Origin of the sequence: Flavobacterium pasteuri, assembly GCF_048286615.1 — a bacterium.
In the GTDB taxonomy this organism is placed as follows: Bacteria; Bacteroidota; Bacteroidia; order Flavobacteriales; family Flavobacteriaceae; genus Flavobacterium.
Map to the genome: position 1 here is coordinate 233839 of NZ_JBLVPN010000007.1, position 21280 is coordinate 255118.

General features: G+C 34.0%; 21 protein-coding genes. 6 read left to right on the forward strand and 15 right to left on the reverse strand.

Translation table 11 applies throughout. The features are described 5' to 3' along the window. Window positions 1–49: 49 nt before the first annotated feature. The 6 genes from ACNQF6_RS12275 to ACNQF6_RS12300 all read right to left on the reverse strand — a co-directional run bounded on the left by ACNQF6_RS12275 (window position 50) and on the right by ACNQF6_RS12300 (window position 6123). Window positions 50–1258 carry a tetratricopeptide repeat protein gene (locus ACNQF6_RS12275; protein ID WP_417966188.1) on the reverse strand — a complete coding sequence of 403 codons (1209 nt, stop codon included), beginning with the start codon at window positions 1256–1258 and terminating at the stop codon, window positions 50–52. Between the two features lie 107 nt (window positions 1259–1365). Then, window positions 1366–2043: a metal-dependent hydrolase gene (locus ACNQF6_RS12280; protein WP_417966189.1), complete on the reverse strand. Its 678-nt coding sequence runs from the start codon at window positions 2041–2043 to the stop codon at window positions 1366–1368. Window positions 2044–2087: 44 nt separating this feature from the next. Further along, on the reverse strand, window positions 2088–3050 hold the full coding sequence (menA, locus tag ACNQF6_RS12285; protein WP_417966190.1) for a 1,4-dihydroxy-2-naphthoate octaprenyltransferase: 963 nt from the start codon (window positions 3048–3050) through the stop codon (window positions 2088–2090). Window positions 3051–3133: 83 nt separating this feature from the next. Beyond that, window positions 3134–4648: a PH domain-containing protein gene (locus ACNQF6_RS12290; RefSeq protein ID WP_417966191.1), complete on the reverse strand. Its 1515-nt coding sequence runs from the start codon at window positions 4646–4648 to the stop codon at window positions 3134–3136. Further along, the gene (locus ACNQF6_RS12295; RefSeq protein WP_417966192.1) at window positions 4648–5169 is read right to left on the reverse strand and encodes a PH domain-containing protein; all 522 of its coding nucleotides are present in this window, start codon (window positions 5167–5169) and stop codon (window positions 4648–4650) included. Before ACNQF6_RS12295 ends, ACNQF6_RS12290 begins: the two co-directional genes overlap by 1 nt. Before the next feature lie 123 nt (window positions 5170–5292). Further along, entirely contained in the window at window positions 5293–6123 is an 831-nt protein-coding gene (locus ACNQF6_RS12300; protein WP_091170323.1) for a 1,4-dihydroxy-2-naphthoyl-CoA synthase, read from the reverse strand. A gap of 257 nt (window positions 6124–6380) precedes the next feature. On the opposite strand from ACNQF6_RS12300, the gene ACNQF6_RS12305 reads away from it, so the two are divergent. Further along, window positions 6381–6506 carry a hypothetical protein gene (locus tag ACNQF6_RS12305; protein ID WP_417966193.1) on the forward strand — a complete coding sequence of 42 codons (126 nt, stop codon included), beginning with the start codon at window positions 6381–6383 and terminating at the stop codon, window positions 6504–6506. Window positions 6507–6852: 346 nt separating this feature from the next. Here the strand turns inward: ACNQF6_RS12305 and ACNQF6_RS12310 are convergent, their stop codons facing one another. Further along, window positions 6853–7707, reverse strand: coding sequence for a CvfB family protein (locus tag ACNQF6_RS12310; protein ID WP_121365211.1), 855 nt, complete (start codon window positions 7705–7707; stop codon window positions 6853–6855). Window positions 7708–8031: 324 nt separating this feature from the next. Here ACNQF6_RS12310 and ACNQF6_RS12315 point away from each other — a divergent pair, with 324 nt between their 5' ends. Further along, entirely contained in the window at window positions 8032–9384 is a 1353-nt protein-coding gene (locus ACNQF6_RS12315; protein WP_417966194.1) for a M28 family metallopeptidase, read from the forward strand. 81 nt (window positions 9385–9465) lie between these two features. Here ACNQF6_RS12315 and ACNQF6_RS12320 read toward each other — a convergent pair whose 3' ends face one another. Both ACNQF6_RS12320 and menD read right to left on the reverse strand, forming a co-directional pair. After that, window positions 9466–9807, reverse strand: a complete 342-nt coding sequence (locus ACNQF6_RS12320; RefSeq protein ID WP_417966195.1) for a DUF2853 family protein — start codon at window positions 9805–9807, stop codon at window positions 9466–9468. Window positions 9808–9895: 88 nt separating this feature from the next. Then, complete coding sequence (gene menD / locus ACNQF6_RS12325; protein ID WP_417966196.1) at window positions 9896–11569, reverse strand: 2-succinyl-5-enolpyruvyl-6-hydroxy-3-cyclohexene-1-carboxylic-acid synthase; 1674 nt, start codon at window positions 11567–11569, stop codon at window positions 9896–9898. Window positions 11570–11665: 96 nt separating this feature from the next. Here menD and ACNQF6_RS12330 point away from each other — a divergent pair, with 96 nt between their 5' ends. Both ACNQF6_RS12330 and ACNQF6_RS12335 read left to right on the forward strand, forming a co-directional pair. After that, on the forward strand, window positions 11666–12163 hold the full coding sequence (locus ACNQF6_RS12330) for a GNAT family N-acetyltransferase (RefSeq protein ID WP_417966197.1): 498 nt from the start codon (window positions 11666–11668) through the stop codon (window positions 12161–12163). 108 nt (window positions 12164–12271) lie between these two features. After that, the gene (locus tag ACNQF6_RS12335; RefSeq protein ID WP_417966198.1) at window positions 12272–13222 is read left to right on the forward strand and encodes a tRNA dihydrouridine synthase; all 951 of its coding nucleotides are present in this window, start codon (window positions 12272–12274) and stop codon (window positions 13220–13222) included. A 178-nt stretch (window positions 13223–13400) separates the two neighbouring features. Here the strand turns inward: ACNQF6_RS12335 and ACNQF6_RS12340 are convergent, their stop codons facing one another. The 5 genes from ACNQF6_RS12340 to ACNQF6_RS12360 form a co-directional block, all read right to left on the reverse strand. After that, entirely contained in the window at window positions 13401–13901 is a 501-nt protein-coding gene (locus ACNQF6_RS12340) for a glutathione peroxidase (protein ID WP_417966216.1), read from the reverse strand. Window positions 13902–14131: 230 nt separating this feature from the next. Next, complete coding sequence (locus ACNQF6_RS12345; protein WP_417966199.1) at window positions 14132–16345, reverse strand: TonB-dependent receptor; 2214 nt, start codon at window positions 16343–16345, stop codon at window positions 14132–14134. A gap of 3 nt (window positions 16346–16348) precedes the next feature. Then, window positions 16349–17644 carry a tetratricopeptide repeat protein gene (locus ACNQF6_RS12350; protein ID WP_417966201.1) on the reverse strand — a complete coding sequence of 432 codons (1296 nt, stop codon included), beginning with the start codon at window positions 17642–17644 and terminating at the stop codon, window positions 16349–16351. A gap of 99 nt (window positions 17645–17743) precedes the next feature. Continuing rightward, window positions 17744–18298 (reverse strand): DUF4331 family protein, encoded by a 555-nt coding sequence (locus tag ACNQF6_RS12355; RefSeq protein WP_417966202.1) that lies wholly within the window; start codon window positions 18296–18298, stop codon window positions 17744–17746. 73 nt (window positions 18299–18371) lie between these two features. Then, window positions 18372–19025 carry a DUF4331 family protein gene (locus ACNQF6_RS12360; RefSeq protein ID WP_417966204.1) on the reverse strand — a complete coding sequence of 218 codons (654 nt, stop codon included), beginning with the start codon at window positions 19023–19025 and terminating at the stop codon, window positions 18372–18374. Window positions 19026–19256: 231 nt separating this feature from the next. Here ACNQF6_RS12360 and ACNQF6_RS12365 point away from each other — a divergent pair, with 231 nt between their 5' ends. After that, window positions 19257–19787 carry an RNA polymerase sigma factor gene (locus ACNQF6_RS12365; RefSeq protein WP_099715280.1) on the forward strand — a complete coding sequence of 177 codons (531 nt, stop codon included), beginning with the start codon at window positions 19257–19259 and terminating at the stop codon, window positions 19785–19787. Beyond that, window positions 19787–20572 carry an anti-sigma factor gene (locus tag ACNQF6_RS12370; protein ID WP_417966205.1) on the forward strand — a complete coding sequence of 262 codons (786 nt, stop codon included), beginning with the start codon at window positions 19787–19789 and terminating at the stop codon, window positions 20570–20572. The genes ACNQF6_RS12365 and ACNQF6_RS12370 overlap by 1 nt, the downstream gene beginning before the upstream one ends. Before the next feature lie 143 nt (window positions 20573–20715). Here the strand turns inward: ACNQF6_RS12370 and ACNQF6_RS12375 are convergent. Continuing rightward, window positions 20716–21280: hypothetical protein (locus ACNQF6_RS12375; protein WP_417966206.1), on the reverse strand; the 565-nt coding region annotated here is incomplete at its 5' end.

Consider the following 21280-nt stretch of genomic DNA (forward strand, 5'->3'; position numbering starts at 1 on the left):
GATGAGTCTCGACTGCGCTCGACTTGACAAATCCTTAAAGAGAATAATTTTACTTTTCGATCAACTTCAAAACTCTTTCAAAGTCATTGGAAACTATTCCTGCTTTTTTGAAAGCTGCAAAATCTTGTTTTATTTTTTGAGTCCAACTTAAACTATCCGTTACGTTTTGAGACTGATACTCTTTATAAATGGCTTTTGCCGAGGAATAATTATCGTTCAATAAATAAGCGTGTGCTAAATTTAGCTTTATCAATAACTCCGTATCGTCAATTTTTTCGCCTTCTTTAAGAAATTTAATCGCTTTTCCGTACTGCTTTGTCAAAACAAAACTACTACCTATTGCATTGCAATCCAAAGCGGTCGCTTTGCCATCATTGATAATTGTTATCAGTTTCGAGATGGCTTCGCCTTGCTTTCCTTGTTTTGCTAGTGTAGCGGCTTGCTTGCGCAAATCGTCATACACGCTTTTAGAAAGACTGCTTTCGCCAAAACAACTGTTACCAAAATCCTTGAACGCTTTAGCACGCTCTACAGCCAATAATTTTTGGAATTCCTTATACTTGTACTTGGATTGGATTTTTTCGAGAATACAAACGCAAAAATCATCTGAATTGGTCATTTTTTGAGCCAAATTAGAAGTTTTGCATTGATCTATAATTGCTTTTCTGTTTTCGAGTGTCCAGCCACGACTTAGTTTATTATCGACCCATGGCACGACTTCCAGAATTATTTTCTGGTTCATAATCCAGTTTTTACTTTCGAAACCAAACCATAAATTACCTGAATTCGATTGCATACAAGCCGATTTCTCTGTAGAAAGTCGCTTGGCATCTTTACTGACTGGTGTATCTTGAACTAAACACGCATGATCAGTTTTTCCATTTTCTTTGTATTTTGCAGCCAAATCAGCACTAGAAAAAACAGCATACTTGCATTTGTCATAACCAGAAATTTTAGACAAAATAAAAACCGCTCCTGCTGAACCCTGACTAATTCCCGTAGGATCTGGAATAGCTTTTAAAACCGAAACCAAACTGCCCGCCATTTGCTGATTTTTATCCAAAAGCGTTATTCTATAAACGACCTCAGTAGTTCCCTCAGGAAAATCTTGGGTTTTTATGATGATTCTGTCTCTGGCTGAAACCGTTATTTCTTCGGTTGTAGCGCGGGTTTTATCCCAATAGCCGTCTTTTTGAGCAACACCCGCTTGAAATGCGAGTGTAGTTAGGAGGAGAAAAATTCCTTTTATACTATTCATGTTCTTGATTAACTTTTTTTAGCCCTGATAGAAACGGCATCCTTTACTTGCTTTCTTTAAGCAAGTAAAGATACAAGTGAATAGCAGGAGATTGCTCCAAATAAAAACTACAACTCTATAGAACTTCCTATTTCCAGTAACATCAAATCTTTTCCTTTGTTGAAGAATTTACGAATGGATTCCTCATGGTCGATTTCGATATAACCGAAAGTATCGTAGTGGTAGCCCAGAATTTTATCGCAATCCAAAAAATCAGAAGCGATGATGGCATCCTCGACATCCATAGTGAAATTATCGCCTATCGGAAGAATCGCTAAGTCTAGCTTGGTTCGCATAGGAATGAGTTTCATATCCATTGTCAGCGCTGTATCACCCGCAATGTAGATATTTTTATGCTCGCCTTCAATGACAAAACCACCTGGATTTCCTCCGTAACTGCCGTCAGGAAACGAACTGGAATGAATAGCATTTACATATTTCAGTTTCCCAAAATCAAAATTCCAACTTCCGCCGTGATTCATGGGATGTGATTGAAAGCCTTTTACTCCATAATAACCTGCAATTTCAGCATTGGAAACAATTACCGCATTCGTTCTTTTGGCAATTGCCTCCACATCGAGAATATGATCTCCGTGAGCATGCGTAAGCAAAATATAATCTGCTTTTAAAGTGTCAATGTCAATGTGAGCTGCATTTGGATTTGCAGAAATATAAGGATCAACTAGAATGTGTTTGCCACCAACTTCGATTCCTAATGATGCGTGGCCGTAAAATGTTATTTTCATTTTTTTTAATTTAAAATTGAATAGTTCCCTACTTGATTATTAATTTATCTCCCGCCTAAAAAAGTATTCACAATGATATCCGAAAAAAAGTAAATCATACCTAACGATAGTAAAACGGAAAGTGCAAAAGTACTCAATGCCAGTTTTTTTAATTCAGGATCTAACTCCCTAGCGTTTTGATTTTTATAAACGGTAATTAAATGTTTGGTTAAAGGGATATAGGCAAATAAAAACAAGTATTGATCAAAGTGAAAATCATCAATAACTGCAAAAACCAACACCAAAACCATCGCCGTAACAATCAAAATGTAATGGTATTTTTTAGCTTTGGCTCCGCCAATTTTCACAACAATCGTATTTTTATTCGATTTCCTATCCGATGCTTCATCTCGCATATTGTTCAAATTCAAAACACCAACGCTCAATAATCCAATAGCTATTGCAGGTAAAACCAACAACGCATCCAATTGTTTGGAGTATAAAAAATTCACTCCTAAAGTACTCACCAATCCAAAAAATACAAAGACAAATACATCGCCAAATCCACGGTAGCCGTACGCCGTATTTCCAACCGTGTAGCGAATCGCAGATACAATGGAAAGAATTCCCAATACTAAATAAAATAAGGAATACCATAGATTTGTATCTCTAAACGCATAATAAATCAATAACATCGCCGAAAGCAACGTCAAAGCCGATGTAATTATAATAGCGCGTTTCATAGCTTGCGGAGTAATCACGCCGCTTTGTATCGCGCGTTTTGGTCCTACTCGATCTTCATTATCAGTTCCTTTCATACCATCACCGTAATCATTAGCAAAATTGGACAGTATTTGCAATCCTAATGTTGTCAAAATGGCAAAGCCAAACAATCGCCAATTAAAGACTTCTGTTGGCGTTAATATACTATCTGTTGGGTGAGCCAAAGCATACATACTACCAACTATTATTCCAGAAACCGATAAGGGTAATGTACGTAATCGTGCGGCTTCAATCCAATGTTTCATGTTTTTTTATTTAAAAGTTTGAAGTTTAAAACTTAGGATTCAAAGTATATAAAACTTTAACCTCAGACTTTAAACCATTTTATTTACATCCAATTACTATCGGAAGTTTCTATTTCGTACAACCAAAGATTGACTTGTTGTTTTATGACTGAATAATCCCCTAACTGAAAAGCGATATCTCCACCTGCCGTATGCAATGTTACAGAACCTATATTCAACTTTTTATGCCAAAAAAGCTGCGAAGTTGTAATCGCCTGAATTTTACTGGGCTCAATAATATCATTACTCACATCCCAAGCACCACTTTGCTTTATTATAAAATTCTCGTTAATGAACAATCGGTTATTTTTAAATTTAAAATATTGGATTAATCCAATAAAAATCACATAAACCGGCACTACATAACTGTATTCAAAAAACAGGGATTCAATCCAATATCCAACAGCCATAAATCCTAACAAAGGTAATCCTATTGAAAGAAAAACAGAAAAAATAAGTTTACGAAAATTAGGCTGCAGCATCAATCCTTTTTCAGGAATTTGATGAAATAACAACTTCAAAATCGCATCTCGTTCAGTCTCGCTACATCCCGGAATTTCTATTACGGACTTGCGTTCTTCTTTTTCACCGTTAGTCGCTTGTTTAATTTTCAGTTCTAAAATTCCCATTTTCTTTTGGAAATAATTCCTTTTAATGGTCGTAATCTGAACTTTTTCAGGCTTGATGATGGTACTTTTAGTATTCAAAAAACCAAAAGACAACAACAAAGAGCCTTTTTGTCGGACAATGCTATAATCATAATATTTGAAAACAATACGGATTACATTCACAACCAAAACCACTCCAAACAATAATACTATAGCTGTTAAAATAGTTTGCAATACTAGATTTTTATCGATATACGAACCTATTTTTTCTTTATAAACATTGCTTTCGTCTCCAAAATTTTGAAAATTCTCGTATATCGTACTAAAGAAAATTAACAATAAAGCAATACTTCTGCCATAATTAGACGTAATTCCAACTTTCAGCAAACTCAAAAAACTGATTTTAATAAAAGGATGTGCAACTTCAAATAATTTTTGCTCGGTTTCCTCCAATGAAGTTATTTCAGTTCCAATTGTAGTCTTTAGATCTTCATTTTCTAACAAACGAAATTTCAACTCCAAAGCCAATTCATGTGAAATCGCTTTGATAGCGCCTTCTTTTTTATTGCTTCCAGCAGTATCTACATCCAATTCAAAAACCCCAACTAACTTTTGAATAAAAGACTGATTGATATTTACTTGTTGCATTTTACGCAGTTGAATCGCGGTTTTGGTTTTATTAAAAACACCTTCTGTAATGATAAATTCTTCATTTTCGGCATCCAAAAAGAAAGTAAAATTCAGATATTTCAAATAAGAAACAACCCCAATACTGACAAAAATGGTAAGCATTCCAAGGAAAAAATACAATTTATTAACCTCGTCAAACTTGAAAATCCAAATCACAATCATAGGCCACAACGCTCTTGCGTATTGCTGAAGCGTGTAAAAAAATAGTACCAAAATCCCTATTGAAGATTGCCTTTGTGGCTGACTAAAATCGGCTCTCATTACAATTGCTTTTGTATTTTGCCCATCAACAATTGTTTGATATTTTCAGCTTGTTCTTTTTCGATACCCGGAATTTCAATATCACTCGAACTTCCGCCGGCTGTAAAAATTTCAATTTTGGCCAGACCAAAATAACGTGAAATTAATCCTTCATGCAAAGCCACGTGCTGTACTCTATTGTAAGGAATTACAATTGTATTTGTAGCAATAATTCCGTACCTGAAAAGTACATCATGTTCTCGGAAAGCAAATCCTTTTTTCTGGAATCCAATAATAGAAAATACTACCAACAAAATCGAAAATACAGGAATAATAGCGCCTATAATCAACCATACTCTTCCTGAAAAAATTTCAGGTTTAAACATGGAAAGCAATATTGGAACAAGAATAAGTATGCCAATACATAACCCCAGATTGATCAATACCACCCTAATATATTTAGGATGCAAATTAGTAAAAGTGACTTCCTCAAATTTTGGAAGTTGGCGCGTATCAATTGTTTCGTTTGTAAAATTTTCCATTTATAAAATTTAATTTAAAGCGCAAGGTTTGAAAGTTTAAAGTTCTTTTTTAAAACAACTTTAAACATCAAACTTTTTTCCCTTTTGCGACTGAACACTAAAAACTGAACACTGATTACTAAATTACGGCAACCACTTTTTTTCAAAATTTGGCTTTCTTTTCTCGAGGAATGCATTTCTGCCTTCTTTAGCTTCTTCGGTCATATACGCAAGTCTTGTGGCTTCACCAGCAAAAACTTGTTGTCCTACCATTCCGTCATCGGTAAGATTCATCGCAAATTTTAGCATTTTAATTGCCATTGGCGATTTTTGTAAAATTTCCTGCGCCCATTCGTAAGCCGTATCTTCTAATTCAGCATGTGGAATTACAGCATTTACCATTCCCATATCCATTGCATCCTGAGCAGAATAATTGCGTCCCAAGAAGAAAATCTCGCGTGCTTTTTTCTGTCCCACCATTTTAGCTAAATAAGCCGAACCGTATCCACCGTCAAAACTCGTTACATCAGCATCCGTTTGTTTAAAAATAGCATGTTCTTTACTAGCCAAAGTCAAATCGCACACCACATGCAAACTATGTCCTCCACCTACAGCCCAACCTGGAACTACAGCAATAACTACTTTTGGCATGAATCGAATTAAACGTTGTACTTCTAAGATATTCAAACGGTGCTGCCCGTCATCGCCCACATATCCTTGATGCCCGCGCGCGTTTTGATCGCCACCGCTACAAAAAGAATACACGCCATCTTTAGACGAAGGTCCTTCAGCAGAAAGTAATACAACTCCTATTGATGTATCTTCCTGAGCATCGTAAAAGGCATTATACAATTCAGCAGTCGTTTTAGGACGGAACGCATTGCGTACATCCGGTCTGTTAAAAGCAATTCTGGCAACGCCATTGCATTTCTTATAAGTGATATCTTCGTATTCTTTGGCAGTGATCCAATCCATTACAATTGATTTAAATTATTTTAGTGTAAAAATAAATCATTTTTTACATTTTATCTATTCTATTTAGACAAGCTTATGGTAATCCTTCTCTGATTAAAGACTTTAAAACGTTAAAAAACAATAAAAAATCAGCATTTTAACAGTTACCAATTCAATTTGTTTTTAATTTTACAATAAGCTAATCAGATGAATACAAATACTTTATCTTGATTAATTATTGATCCTTCACTGATTTATTAACCTAAAAAAAGAATGTATTGAATGCAATTAAAAATGTTGTCGCTCCTTTTTCTACGGTAATAACTTATAAAAATATTTTCAAAGCCCCGATAAAAGAGCTAATGATACTAGCATTTGCCCCAGCAGTAAAAAATAAAAAGTAACACCTACGGTTAAATTAAAGATTTATTTTTCTTGTCCTTGCAAAAGTGAGACATTAATAAACAATTGTTTTAGAAAATTATCATCCAATATATAGAAAACCAACGGCCTTATTGTGAAATTATTTCTTAACTCGTAATCAAGTGATTGTACATTTAAAGACAAACTATTCTTTAAAGTAATTTATCTTAAGTTACTATTTTTAAAATAGTATAGCGCATACTATTGTACATATAGGTGGATAAATATACTTTAAAATTCAAATTTATTCTAGTGCTACAGAATTTAATATTCTAAAACAGCATTAAAAAGAGAAAGACTAACCGTTACGATTAGTCTTTCTTTTTTTTATTCCTTAACCAAGTAAATCCCGTCTTCCTTGATTTCTATTAATTTCTCTCGGTATAAAGCTCCTATCGCTTTCTTGAAGGTTTTTTTACTCATTTTCAAAACCGTTTTAATGTCTTCTGGATGTGAATTATCAGTCAAACGCAAGAAACCTCTGCTCGCTCTTAACTCATCCAGAATTTTTTCTGCATTTGGTTCAATACTTTGATAGCCTTGAACTTGCAGTGCCACATCAATCTTATTATCCGGACGAATTGTCTTGATATATCCTCGCATGCGGTCTCCCGTGCGAATCGCATCATCATACACTTCATCTTTGTACATCAAACCTTTGTACTTTTCATTGATGATTACGTTAATTCCTAATTCAGTGATATGAGAAACAATTAAATCTACCTCTTCCCCTTTTTCAACCGTCAGGTGATCATTTTTTAAAAACTGATTCAATTTACTGGAAGCCACCAAACGATTAGTTTTCTCGTCCATATAAAGGTACACCAAGTAGCGTTTTCCTTTTTCCATCGGACGTGCCTGCTCTTTAAACGGAACCAAAATATCTTTTTCCATTCCCCAATCCATAAAAGCACCAATCTGATTGGTATAATTCACACGCAAAAGCGCAAATTCATTCAATAAAATATAAGGTTCTAATGTCGTGGCAACGGGTCTTTCTTCGTGGTCTAAATACACAAAAACAATCAACTCCTCACCTATTTCAAATTCGTTTGGTACGTATTTGTTAGGCAACAAAATGTCATGAATCCCTTCGGGATCTTTTTCTGGATTTCCCAGAAACAAACCCACTTTGGTATCACGTAGTATGGTAAGCGTATTGTATTTTCCTATTTCAATCATTTTCTTTCAATTTCTAAAGCGCAAAGGTACGAAGTTTGAAAATAGTAAATTAAGAAACTGTCCACAAAAAAACAAAGCCAGAATCCGATGGCTATTTTCTTTTTTAGGAGCAGCACTTTCCGCTTTTTCATAACGGGTTGTCCCGCTGTCCGCAGTATCCACGCCCAAATGCGTGGGATACTTGCTTCCATCGGGGCTAAATTAGAACGTTTTGTTTTTCAGAATTTCGAACATTTTAAGAGTAAACAATTCCTAAAACCCAATTTGATTTATACTTTCTTTTTCTTTTTCACTAACTTTGAGAAAACTAAAATAATCCTATTAATGAAACCAACCTCAATATTCTGTTTGTTCCTACTATTATTAATTTCTCATACCAATTACGCACAAACTACAGTCGACGATCCCGAAATAAAAAAAATGATTACCGAAGTACAATCGGAAAACATGGAAGCCACCGTTCGTAAACTCGTATCCTTTGGAACCCGACATACATTAAGTGACACCAAAAGCAACACCCGCGGTATTGGTGCGGCGCAACGCTGGGTAAAATCAGAGTTTGATAAATATGCACTAGCTTCAAATGGAAGACTAACTTCAGTTATTGATTTTTTTACCATCAAAGCAGACGGAAGACGTATTACCACCGACAGCCAGTTGGGGAACGTGATGGCAACCTTAAAAGGAACTGACCCTACAGATGATCGTGTATTGATCATAAGCGGCCATCTAGATTCCCGTGCTTCAGATGTTATGGATGCTAAATCAGATGCACCAGGTGCTAATGACGATGCTTCCGGAGTAGCTGCCATGATGGAACTGGCCCGAATAATGAGTCCAAGAGAATTTCCTTTTACATTAATTTTTGTAGCTGTTGTTGGTGAAGAGCAAGGATTGTACGGAGCCAAACATTTAGCGGATGTTGCCAAAGATGGAAAATGGAATGTTATTGCGATGATCAATAATGACATGATTGGAAATAGTTTATCCAGCGGAACTTTATTGAGAGACAATACTAAAGTTCGCGTTTTCAGTGAAACAATTCCATTTTTAGAAACGGAAGCCGAATCAAAAATGCGTAAATCGACCAATCGTGATAATGATAGCCCATCGAGACAATTAGCCCGATACATTAAAACAGTTACGAATCAATATGTAGAGCAACTGGATATTAATTTAGTCTATCGCAACGACCGTTTCTTGCGTGGAGGCGATCACACTCCTTTCAGTCAAAATGGATTTACAGCCATTCGTTTTTGTGAAATGAATGAAAACTATGACCATCAACACCAAAACGTACGTAAAGAAAATGACATTCAATATGGCGATCTTGCAGAGTTTATGGACTTTGAATACATGAAGAAAGTGACCTGTTCTAACCTGGCTACGTTCAGCAATTTGGCTTGGTCACCTAAAGCACCTACAAACGTAGGAATTGAAGTAAAGGATTTGACTAATTTCTCTACTTTAGTTTGGACCGCTCCTGAAGGAAAGTCGGTTTATGGATATAACATTCTTATTAGAGAAACGTCATCGCAACATTGGGAAAAAACAATTTTTGTAAAAGATACAAAAGCTGAAATCCCCTATTCTAAAGACAATTTTTTCTTTGCTGTTCAAGCTGTAGATGCATTAGGACATTCCAGTTTACCGGTTTTTCCAATTCCAATTCGTTAAAAATGATTCTATACACTAAAACAAAAAAGCGTTTGCCGAGGCAAACGCTTTTTTTATGGGTACCAGTTTACAAATAAAGTATTAATTGTAAACACTTTCTTTTTTGAAGTGAACAGCCAGTAAATAATAAATTACCACTCTGTATTTATTCCTGTTAGAACGACCGTATTTTTCCATCACGGCATCTATTGCCGCATCTAATTCCGGTGCATCTGCAAGTCCTAATTTCTTAATTAAGAAATTGTTTTTTACCGTATCTAATTCGGATTGCTGACTTCCGGCTACCGTTGCTGAATCAGCATTATAAATTGACGGGCCACAACCTATAGTTACTTTTGTCAACAAATCCATGTCTGGATTAACGCCACATTTGTCTTTCAAATCAGCAGCATACTTTACAATCAATTCGTCTCTTGCACTCATAAATAAAAGTTTAATATTTGATTAATAGATTTAATACTCCCAAATTTAAACATTTAATTGAATCTATTACAAGACACCTAAAAAATAATTAGACCAATTCATTAAAATAGTGCAGTAAAATACTGTCATTTTCTAAAGTGGGTGTGAAAATTTCCAAAATACTTGGCTTTTCATTTTGAGCATATAAAGCGGTCAAACTTGTTGCTAAACTTACTTCATCGCTGGCAATACCATACTCAAAACCATACATTTTAGCCAAATATTCAGCCGTTAAACAATGGGAAGTTTCAAAGAATGTATTAAAAACGGGACTTTCTTCATGTCCTGGTAAAATTCTAAAAATTCCGCCACCTCCGTTATTAATCAATATAATCTTGAAATTTTTCGGGATATAATTATTCCATAACGCATTGCTGTCATACAAAAAACCAATATCTCCCGTTATAAAAACGGTTTGTTTTTCATCTCGTCCATATGACGAGACAGCCGCACCAATTGCAGTAGAAGTGCTCCCATCGATTCCGCTGGTACCGCGATTGCAATAGACTTCAATTGTAGGGTCAATATCTATTAATTGCGCATATCGAATCGCTGAACTATTACTGATTTGCAATTGGCTATTAGCTAGCAAACACTGAATCACTTTTTCGAAAACTTTAAAATCAGAAAAAGGAATTTTACCTAAATAAATATCACTTTTTAGCTTTCGCAATGCTTTTACAGCGTCTAATTGCTCGAAATAATTACTTTTTATTGCATTTGTAAGTGGCAAGAAAGTGTCAAAAAACACATTTGGATCTACTTCAAAATGTTTAGTCAAAGCGCCAAAAGTATCATACGCTCTCCAAGAATCAATGTGCCAATGGTGTTTTGGCTTGTATTTTCTTAAAAAAGCCTTGATTCTTTTTGAAACTACCATTCCTCCAAAAGTCACCAAAATTTCCGGCCGAAAATTTTCAAAATCTTCAGTAGTAAATGGCGTAATTATCGTGTCAATGTTGTTTATAAAAGTATCGTGATGCAAGTTGGAAGTCGTTTCGGTTAATACTACTACCGACTCATCTTTGGCGAAAGCCTCTATTATATTTGTATTAATCGCATTCGGATTATTCACGCCAACCAAAATCATTTTTTTAGCAGAATTATTCCAAATCGTTGCAAAGTCCGAAACGTCTTCGATGGAAATCATCTGAGTAGCATTTGCGAAAGCGACAGTATTCACTTTGACTGAAAGCTCCGAAACAGTTTCGTACAAAGGTTCTTCAAAAGGAGCATTGATGTGAACAGGACCTTTTTGAGTAATTGCCGTATTGATCGCCTCGTTGATTTTTAAATCATTCTCCATTGAAACATTCTCATGCAAATTAGCATTATACAACGAATGGTTTTCGAATACATTTTCCTGTCGGATGGTTTGTCCGTCGCCAATATCAATTTTGCTTTGCGGTCTGTCTGCCGAAATCACAATCATAGGAATCTGGCTGTAAAACGCTTCCGCAAAAGCTGGATAATAATTCAATAATGCAGAACCTGAAGTACACACCAATGCTACTGGCTGCTTGGTTTGTTGTGCGATTCCCAATGCAAAAAATGCAGCCGAACGCTCATCAGCAATACTGTAACATTGAAAGGCGGGATTGTTTACAAAACCTATTGTAAGCGGGGCATTTCTAGAACCCGGAGAAATAATTATGGTGGTGATTCCTTTGGCCAAACAAATTTCAATAATGCTTTGTGCTAAAGGTATTTTGGGGTAAATCATTGTGTAAATTTTCTGAAATACAAAGTTACAAACTTGCAACCCTTTTTCCTTTATTTTTAACGGTTATTTCTTAATTTTGAAGCAAATAAACAACACATGGAAATTAGATTACGAGCTTACAAAACAGAAGACACTCAGGAGATTTTAGACATAATTAATTACAATATTTTGCACTCCACAGCGCTATATGATTACAACATCCGAACCTTTGAGCAACAAAAAGCCATACTCGAAGAAAAAATTGAAAAAAACTTCCCAGTAATTGTTGCGGAATTAGATGGGACAGTTGTTGGTTTTGGAATGTATAGTGAGTTTCGTTTTCGCGAAGCCTATAAATTTACTGTAGAACATTCTGTTTATGTAAACCAAGACCAACATGGAAAAGGTATTGGAAAAATTCTGCTGCAGGAATTAATCCGTCTTGCGAAGAATCAAAAATTACATACGATGATTGCCGTAATTGATGCTGAAAATCAAAGCAGTATAGAATTTCACGAAAAATTTGGTTTTAAAACTGTGGGGATTATCAAGGAATCCGGTTATAAATTTGATCGTTGGTTACACTCTGTGTTCATGCAATTAATTTTAGAATAAAACGAATTTTATCATCAGGCAGTTCATTTTGTGCTATGTTTTGACTTTATGAATTTTATAACTTTAAGACTTCCTACTTTATAGTATATTTGCACAACTAAAAATTTCATGGATTATACCTTACTTTCATCTCCTTTACAGGGATTTACCGACTTTCGTTTTAGAAATGCCCAAAACAAATTATTTGGAGGAATTGACACTTATTACTCACCTTACATTCGCTTAAACGGAAAAATGGTCATCAAACCATCTTACGAACGCGACTTGCTTCCGGAGAATAATCTTGATTTAGAGGTAATTCCGCAAGTAATAACAAACGATGCCGATGAATTTTTATTTGTAGCCAAGTATGTTCGAGAATTGGGCTATAAGGAGTTAAACTGGAATTTAGGATGTCCTTATCCTATGGTTACCAAGTCTGGCATGGGCTCTGGTTTGATTAGCAATCCCGAAAAAATCAATAATATCCTTCACAGAGCACATAATGAATCAGATATTATTGTGTCTATGAAAATGCGTCTGGGTTATGAAAACAGTGAAGAAATTCTTGACGTTTTACCTATTTTAGATACGTATCCTATTAAAAATATTGCGATTCATGCACGCATTGGAAAACAACTGTATAAAGGTGGCGTCAATCTGGATGCGTTTCAGCTATGTGTTGATAACACGAAACATAAATTGTATTACAATGGAGATATAACTTCGGTGGCTAAATTTCATGAAATGCAACAACGCTTTCCTACTATTAATCATTGGATGATTGGTAGAGGATTAATTTCGGATCCATTTTTACCAAGTATGATCAAAAACAATACTTCAGAATATCCTGCCAATAAAATGGAACTATTCAGTGCGTTTCACGATACTTTGTATGCCATTTATAGTGAATCTCTTTCTGGTTCAACCCATATTTTATTAAAAATGTATCATTTATGGGAATACTTTTCGGCTACGTTTTCAAATCCACATAAAGTTTTGAAGAAAATAAAAAAAGCGCAAAGTATTCGAAATTATGAAGCTGCAGTAGCTGAAATTTTCAAAAACGAAAAATTCTAGAAAAAAACCATTAAGAAATTAAGAAAAATTAAGCTATGATTCTTAATGTAACTTAATTTTTTAATGGTTCAAAGTTTAGAAAATATTCGACAGTTACTCAAACCGCAAAAAAAAGAGGTTTTCATTTGACTGAAAATCTCTTTTAAAATATTTAATTTCTAAAATTAGCGTTAGAAAATTATGCTTTGATCCAATTCAATACTTCTGGGTCTGTTACTAATGTTCTTGGAGAAATTACTTTTTCCAATTCCCCTTTTTCGTTGATTAGGTATTTTTGAAAATTCCATTCTACAGTTGAATCTTGTAAACCATTTTTTGATTTTTGAGTCAAAAACTGATAGATAGCAGCCATATCATCTCCTTTTACAGAAACTTTATCCATCATAGGGAAAGTTACTCCGTAATTTAGTTGACAGAAAGTAGCTATTTCTTCATTTGATCCTGGCTCTTGTGAAGCAAAGTTGTTTGCAGGGAAACCTACAATTACTAATCCTTTGTCTTTGTATTCTTTATAAACTGCTTCAAGATCTTTGTATTGTGGTGTTAATCCACATTTTGAAGCCGTATTTACAATCATGACTTTTTTGCCTTTCAAAGAAGCAAAATCAAAACTTTTACCTGATAAATCTTCTACTTTGAACTGATAAATTGTTTCTTTAGCTATGGATGGCGTACTCATATTGGTTTCAGATTTTTTAGGTTGTGCCTGATTTTGACAGCTAAATAAAATTAAAGCAAATGTGGCAATAATTACTAGATTTTTCATATTTAAAATTTTTTATAAAAATAGACAATTATTTGTCTCATTTAAATTTATTTTCGTTAAACACACGTTAAAAAACAAAGAAGCCTGACATTATGAAAATGCCAGACTTCCAAACAAATAAACAACAAATCTTAATGTGGTATTTAAAACGTATAGGTTATTTTTCCTTTCATAAAGAAAGGCGTTCCTGGAGTAAAATGAATTTCTTCGACACTTTCAGGTTCATTTTGAAGCCTAGATTCAGTGGCAAATTGTGTTTCGTTCCATGCAGTATCAAAAACATTCTCAACTGCTATTCCGAAATTGATATTCTTATATTGATAATTAACATTTAAATCAGATATAAAATAACCTTTGGCAACAATAGAATTATCCTCATTTGCTGGGCGATTTTTTAAGTAACGATACCGTATTCCTCCTGAGAAACCATTCACTTTCTGGAAACTTAAACCTCCTGTCGTGGTGAAATCTGGCGCTAACGGGATGTAATCCTGACCTTTTGGTTCATCAATACTTCTGGCATAAGTATAATTTGCATCAGCATCAAAATACAACCAATCGTTCAACTGATAACGCAATCCAAGCTCTGCTCCCATGCGTTTTGATTTTCCGCTTGGCTCAATGATTCCGGCATCTCCCACGTAAACAAATTCCTGCTCCAAAAATAAATACCACAAAGCAGAATTCACAATTAACTTAGGAAATGGTTTCCAAATGGTACCAATATCCGTTCCTATTGCGGTTGGTAAAATTTGTTTTCCACTGTTTTGAACGACCACTCGAGCATCATTCGAATGAAAACCCATTCCTGATTTTATAAAAAACTGCAAATTGTTATTTTGCGAATAAATAAAATTCAGTTTTGGAGAAAATTTAACTTTAGATTCTGATTGTGTTTTGTAATCCGTAGTCAACTTATCTTGGTAATTGAATTTGAAATAATCCAATCGAATGGCCGGATTAATCATCAATTTTCCAAAATTGAATTCTGAATTCAAGTACGAAAAGAAATTAGATTCATCAATATCTCCTAATTTTATATTTTCTAAAACTGTTCTTCTGTTCAAAGTATGAGAAAGCTCCGTATCTTTTGTAGCATCAGCGCGAAAACCTCCACCAAACTGTAACAAAACATCTACATCATTTAATTTTATTTTCTTATTCAACTCAGCATTCATTCCATAAATATCCCTGTTTTCTTTCTGTTTAATTTGGTCTCCGTTTATTGGATCTTCCAGGAAGAAAGTAAAATTCGAATACAATTCAAATTGATAATTTGAATAAAAAGCATTGGCTTTCAAGAACGTATTTTCATCAATTGGTTTACTCAAACTCGCGCTAAAGTTCGTTCGGGACGTATTTCCTCCTTCGGTATCATCAACGGAACCAAATCTTGAAATCGTTCCATTATCAATCAGCCGTTGCGGAATTTGACCAGAAGCATCCCATTTGCTTGAAAAGCGAGAAGCCAGGATTGAAAACTTACTATTGTCACTTAAAATAGTTGAATATTTACCTAACAGATTGATCCTATTAAAATTTTGGGGAGAATCAAAAGGACCATCTGTTAGAATATATTCTGTGGCAATGTAGGCGCTTTGTGTTTTTTGGTTGCCCAAAAGATTAAACAATCCTACTGTTCTCAAGGTATTAAATTGTCCCACCTCTACACCAATACTACTTTTTTCTATTTTATCTTTAGTTTGGAAAGCAACGTATCCTGCTGTAGCAAAATCCCCTTTGTTAGCATAATACGTTCCTTTTCCAAAATCTATTTTTTCTACCGTTTCCGGAATTACAAAATGCAAATCAGCATACCCCTGACCATGCGCATGAGAAACCATGTTTACTGGCATTCCATCTACTGAAATGGCAATATCTGTTCCGTGATCGATATCAAAACCTCTAAGGAAAATTTGTTCCGCTTTTCCTCCTCCGGCATGTTGCCCGATGAATAATCCAGGTACTTTTCGCAAAATTTCTTGCGAAGAATTTACCGGGGTGGTTTGCAAATCTATTTTAGAAATTACATTCATAGCCGAAAGTTTCGGTTGGATTATTATTTCATTCAATCTAAAAATATCATCTTCCAGAATGATTGTATCATCCGATGATACAATGGTAAAATTTGACTTTTTATATCCTAAAGCGGTTATTTTAATCACATCACCTAAAACCGTTTTATCTAAGCTAAACAATCCAAATTCATTGGTATGCGCATGACTTTCAGAATTTGTATTCACTAAATAGGCGTTTTCAACAGGATTACCATCGCTATCCAATACTTTTCCTTTTTGGATTTGAGCATAAGAAGACAACCCAAAAAGGGTAATCATCACTAGAATAATATTTTTCATGCGCTACAATTGATTTACCTTTTTCTCGAAATTAGGTCCCAACTCATACAAACTGGACAGTAATTCTTCCTTAATAGGTTTCGCTTTAAGCGCTAGATTATTTGATTTATAAATCATTGCCAAGTGGTATTGCAACTTTGGTTCAAAGGATTTTCCAACCACATGATTCTGAGCAATTTCTAATGCTTTCTTATTTTCACCTACATTTAGATAAGCCCAAGCCAACAAGTCATAAGAATCTGCAGTAGGTCTATGCTCTACTTCTATTTTGGCAATTTCTAATGCTTTTGAAGCTGTTTTTTTATCATCGGCATAAATCAAAGCATTGTATTTATTGTACATCGCACCATAATTATTTTTCTCCATCATAGAAAAATAAGCGTTTCTATTTCTTATTTCATTGGTTTTATCTCCTTTAAATTGGGCAATTTGAGATTTTAACAAATAAAAATCTGGCGTATTATGAGTAACGGCTATAGCATCAATAATTCTATTTGCTTCATTTATATTTCTTTCCTTAGAGAAAACTATCCAAGCAATTCCTTTTAAAGCATACGAATAATTAGGATCTAATGCTAACGTTTTTAGGAAACTGTCATACGATTCCTGAATTCTTCCCGCATGACCGTAAAAATCTCCAAGGTTAGAATAGGACCAAATTTTAAGTGCTTTATTATCATCTTTTTCAGCAATATCTCTTGCTTTTTCCATGAAAGTTATGGCTGTATCCAAATCTCCTTTGTGATCGTTCCATTTTGCCAAGCGAATCAAATAATCAAAACTATTCATATCTCTTATGGCATTCAGATTTTTAACCGCTTCCGGATAATTTCCTAATTCCATTTGAACGTCAAAAAGTAATTTTTGAGTTTCTTTTTTACCCTCTCCAATCGTTAATGCTTTATTAGCTAACTCCAAGGCTTCTTTGAAACGATGTTGCGAAATATAATTTCTTGCTAATGATCGAATCGTTGATACTCTGGAATAATCATACGCTTCGTTTGATTTTGTCAATAGTTCTTCCGTTTTATATAGGTTTTTTATATTTCCTGTATATTCGAAAAGCATGTTGTAATTTGATGCTAATTGACTTAAATAACTGATTTGGTTTGGAGCTGCATCAAATTTTTTCTGCCAAAAATCAATTTCTTTATGTGCAAAAGTCAGTGATTTATTTCCCTTTAAAGTCAAATATTTATTATAGTCTTGCTTATTTGTAATTTGTTCTGATTTAGTCTCGCAACCGAATATGAATAGGATTGTGAAAACTAAAAATGATATTGTTTTTAAAGTTTTCATACTCTAATTGTTTTGTTTGTTTGTTTGTTTGTTTGTTTGTTGTAATAAAAAAAACAGAGCGAAAATTGTTGCAAGCGCTCTGTTTTTTTTTAGAAAATATTACCAAGCAGAAGCTAAGTAAGGGAAAGTTGTACCAAATGCTTTATCATTTGCATTTACATTATCTTTAGTAAGGCCTGGGTTAGAAGTACCAGCTGATCCACCAAAAATCAATAATAATTCAACATCAATTACATCATCTGCTAAAGCTCTACCAGTTAATATATTAGTCCCGTCAAAGAAAGTTGTTTTTGCTGTTTTAGAAACTCCCAATACATCTGTAGCCAAAAGACCAGTTAGCTGAGCAGCCGTTTGTCCTAAAGCATTAGTAGTATATCCTGGATTCAATGCTAATAATCTAGATTGAAAAATAGATTGGTATTTAGCTCCCATTGCCGAAGGAATTGCAGCATTAAAATCATCTTTAGGTTGCCCTGAAGCAACGAATACAGTATTGATTGCCGGTCTTGCCATTTGATCTTGCTGAACATAAGTTCCTGAAAAATCTAGGCTTACAGTAGAATCACCGTTTGAATCGTCATTATCACAATTTACTGAAACAACTGCAGCTACTAGTGCGATTGTTATAATTTTGAATTTATTTGCTTTACTCATGATCTTTATATTTTAAGTTTTTTGGAAATCGTAAATACTCGATTTCATGTTGTTACTTTTTTAAATAAAATAATTATTGTTTTTTCTTAGTTTCAGCCCAAACATTGATTGTGCTTGAAGAACCTAACATTGTTTTTGGAACTTCTACTACAATTGACATTACATTAGTTCCTGCAAATGTGTCTGTACCTGGATTATTAAATCCTGAAGCTGTTCCTCCAAGAATTGCTTTAAATTGACCTAAATCAAAGAAAAAAGGATCGTCTCTTGGTCCTGCAAAAAATTTCATTCCATTTTGCTCAGCAGTTAAAGCTGTTGCGCCATAAGTCGAAATTGTAACATTTCCTGTAGAAGCAGTTGTTTTAACTGTACTTGATGTTCCTGTTGTTCCTGGAGCAACTGGTCCAAAGAAATACATTTTGTCATCTCTCTTGATTGCTTGAATAACTAAGTCTTCAACATTGTCACCTGTGTTATCAATATTGATTTCAACCATTACATTTTCTTTAAATGTAGCAGCACCTGTAGCATTAGGACTTAACAATCCTTGTGTGTTTACTGCAAATACTAAATTACTTGTGTTTTGACCTTGAAAGGCGTACACATCAGTAATATCACCTGCATCGCCAGACATTGTAGCCGGAGCATCTATGTGATCCGCAGCTACTAATATTAAGCCCGAAATCGCCACTAGCGATAGACCTAAAATCATTTTTGTTTTTTTCATTTTGTTATAAATTAAAAGGTTATAAAATCATTTACGGGAAAGTGTTTCTTTTGGTTTTAAAAATGGTAAAAAAAAAATCAATTAATTATACAAATAATTGATAATCAATTACTTAAATACTTAAATAAAATATAATTATTTTAGTTTTAATTTTTTTATTATCTTGACAATCATTAAATCAATCATTTCTAAATAAGATTGTATAAGTTTGTATAAGTAAAATAGTAAGATATGAGTCAAGAAGAGTTATTAGTATTAATTTATAAGAAAGACGAAAGGGCATTTACACATCTATATGATATGTATTCCAAAAGTTTATTTTCGGTTATAAATGTTCTCGTAAAAAACAGAGAAGAAGCAGAAGACGTGCTTCAGGAAGTATTTGTAAAAATTTGGAAGAATATTGATTCTTACCATGAGAGCAAAGGAAGATTCTACACTTGGATTCTGAATATTGCCAGAAACACTTCTATAGATAAACTGCGTTCGAAAAATTTTAATAACAGTCAAAAAAACCTTTCTACAGATAATTTCGTAAATCACTTTGAAGACAGTTCTAAACTGGTCGACAAAATGGATACTATTGGATTGCAAGAGTTTGTAAAAAGACTAAAACCAAAATGTATTCAAATAATAGATTTACTGTTTTTTAAAGGGTATACCCAACAAGAAGCTTCTGATGAATTGGCGATTCCTTTGGGAACAGTAAAAACACAAAATAGAAATTGTATTAATGACTTAAGAAATTATTTGAAAGTATAATGGAAACAAAAGAATATATAGAATCAGGAATCCTGGAGCTTTATGTTTACGGTTTACTAAGTGAACCCGAAAACGAACAAGTAAGCACCATGGCGAAAAACAGCCAGGAAATTAACGACGAAATTATAGCTATAGAAAAAGCCATTGTTGCTTTATCATCTAGCTTTTCACCGTTTCATTCTGTGGCTAATTATGAAAAAATTAAAGCTAAACTGGAACTCAAACATGCTAAAGTAATCGAGTTACAACCTACCACCAATTGGTCACAATATGTTGGTTGGGCAGCAGCAATTCTATTATTGGTTGGTATTGGATATCAATACAATCAATTAGATGAAACTACTACGCAAGTAGCCAATACTGAAGTTGAGAAAGCTAAATTAGAGAAAGAATTTATTGTCTTAAAATTAAAAAATACGGCTAACGAAACGAGTTTAGCGGTTGTAAGAGACACTAAAAATACTGTTGTAGCACTTGGTGGACAAGTAGTTGCTCCAGAATCTTTTGCAAAAGTATATTGGAATCAAGATACTAAGGTAGTCTATATTGATGCCGCAGGTTTACCGGAGCCACCAGAAGGAATGGTATATCAGGTTTGGGCATTAAAATTAAGCCCATTGACTCCTACTAGCATTGGATTACTGGAAGACTTTGATGCAAATGATCAAAAATTATTTGCTGTTAATAATGCTACTGAAGCAGAAGCTTTTGGAATCACACTAGAGCCAAAAGGCGGAAGCTTAACTCCTTCAATGGAACAATTATATACATTAGGAAAAGTGTAAATTATCTCTTTTTCTGTATTACTAAAAAAGGTTCAACTTTAGAGTTGAACCTTTTTTTATTGAGAACTAACGAAAAAACATATCGAATAGAGATAATAAATTACATTTAACTAAAAAAACATTTTTTAAATATTAAATCTATTTTAATAAAAATAATCAAATTGAATTCTATCATTTAACAACAAAGTAAAACCAAGTATTAAAGTGTCTAATGTAACTGTATTACCACTTACTGAGTAGGCTGAATTCCTAACTCTTAAACCATTAATAAACATTTTTACTTTACTTTTTACAGATGGTGTTTTAGACATAACAAAAGTTGATTGCAATAAGTTAGAATAAAGCTCATCTGTTACATCATTTACACTATTATCAACATAATCCTTAACCGATTTTACACTTGGGTATTTCGTGTCAGAAGTTCCGTCTGTACTTACACTTGTACTTTTGTTTGCCAAAGCTTCTTTACTTGCCTCAGCTGTAGTAGCACGAGTTGTTTCAGTGGCTAAATCTGTAGTCAATGTAGCTTCAGCAGTCGTGGCACGAGTTGTTTCAGTTGCTAAATTTGTTGTCAAAGTAGCCTCAGCAGTCGTAGCACGAGATATTTCTGAAGCTAAAGCAGTTGAACCTGATGTAGTCGAAGCATCAACATAATCCTTAACCGATTTTACACTTGGGTATTTCGTGTCAGAAGTTCCATCCGTACTT

Coding starts and splice junctions, on each gene's coding strand:
- ACNQF6_RS12275 (WP_417966188.1), bottom strand. CDS start 1,258: ATGAATAGTATAAAAGGAATTTTTCTCCTCCTAACTACACTCGCATTT.
- ACNQF6_RS12280 (WP_417966189.1), bottom strand. CDS start 2,043: ATGAAAATAACATTTTACGGCCACGCATCATTAGGAATCGAAGTTGGT.
- menA (WP_417966190.1), bottom strand. CDS start 3,050: ATGAAACATTGGATTGAAGCCGCACGATTACGTACATTACCCTTATCG.
- ACNQF6_RS12290 (WP_417966191.1), bottom strand. CDS start 4,648: ATGAGAGCCGATTTTAGTCAGCCACAAAGGCAATCTTCAATAGGGATT.
- ACNQF6_RS12295 (WP_417966192.1), bottom strand. CDS start 5,169: ATGGAAAATTTTACAAACGAAACAATTGATACGCGCCAACTTCCAAAA.
- ACNQF6_RS12300 (WP_091170323.1), bottom strand. CDS start 6,123: ATGGATTGGATCACTGCCAAAGAATACGAAGATATCACTTATAAGAAA.
- ACNQF6_RS12310 (WP_121365211.1), bottom strand. CDS start 7,707: ATGATTGAAATAGGAAAATACAATACGCTTACCATACTACGTGATACC.
- ACNQF6_RS12315 (WP_417966194.1), top strand. CDS start 8,032: ATGAAACCAACCTCAATATTCTGTTTGTTCCTACTATTATTAATTTCT.
- ACNQF6_RS12320 (WP_417966195.1), bottom strand. CDS start 9,807: ATGAGTGCAAGAGACGAATTGATTGTAAAGTATGCTGCTGATTTGAAA.
- menD (WP_417966196.1), bottom strand. CDS start 11,569: ATGATTTACCCCAAAATACCTTTAGCACAAAGCATTATTGAAATTTGT.
- ACNQF6_RS12330 (WP_417966197.1), top strand. CDS start 11,666: ATGGAAATTAGATTACGAGCTTACAAAACAGAAGACACTCAGGAGATT.
- ACNQF6_RS12335 (WP_417966198.1), top strand. CDS start 12,272: ATGGATTATACCTTACTTTCATCTCCTTTACAGGGATTTACCGACTTT.
- ACNQF6_RS12340 (WP_417966216.1), bottom strand. CDS start 13,901: ATGAGTACGCCATCCATAGCTAAAGAAACAATTTATCAGTTCAAAGTA.
- ACNQF6_RS12345 (WP_417966199.1), bottom strand. CDS start 16,345: ATGAAAAATATTATTCTAGTGATGATTACCCTTTTTGGGTTGTCTTCT.
- ACNQF6_RS12350 (WP_417966201.1), bottom strand. CDS start 17,644: ATGAAAACTTTAAAAACAATATCATTTTTAGTTTTCACAATCCTATTC.
- ACNQF6_RS12355 (WP_417966202.1), bottom strand. CDS start 18,298: ATGAGTAAAGCAAATAAATTCAAAATTATAACAATCGCACTAGTAGCT.
- ACNQF6_RS12360 (WP_417966204.1), bottom strand. CDS start 19,025: ATGAAAAAAACAAAAATGATTTTAGGTCTATCGCTAGTGGCGATTTCG.
- ACNQF6_RS12365 (WP_099715280.1), top strand. CDS start 19,257: ATGAGTCAAGAAGAGTTATTAGTATTAATTTATAAGAAAGACGAAAGG.
- ACNQF6_RS12370 (WP_417966205.1), top strand. CDS start 19,787: ATGGAAACAAAAGAATATATAGAATCAGGAATCCTGGAGCTTTATGTT.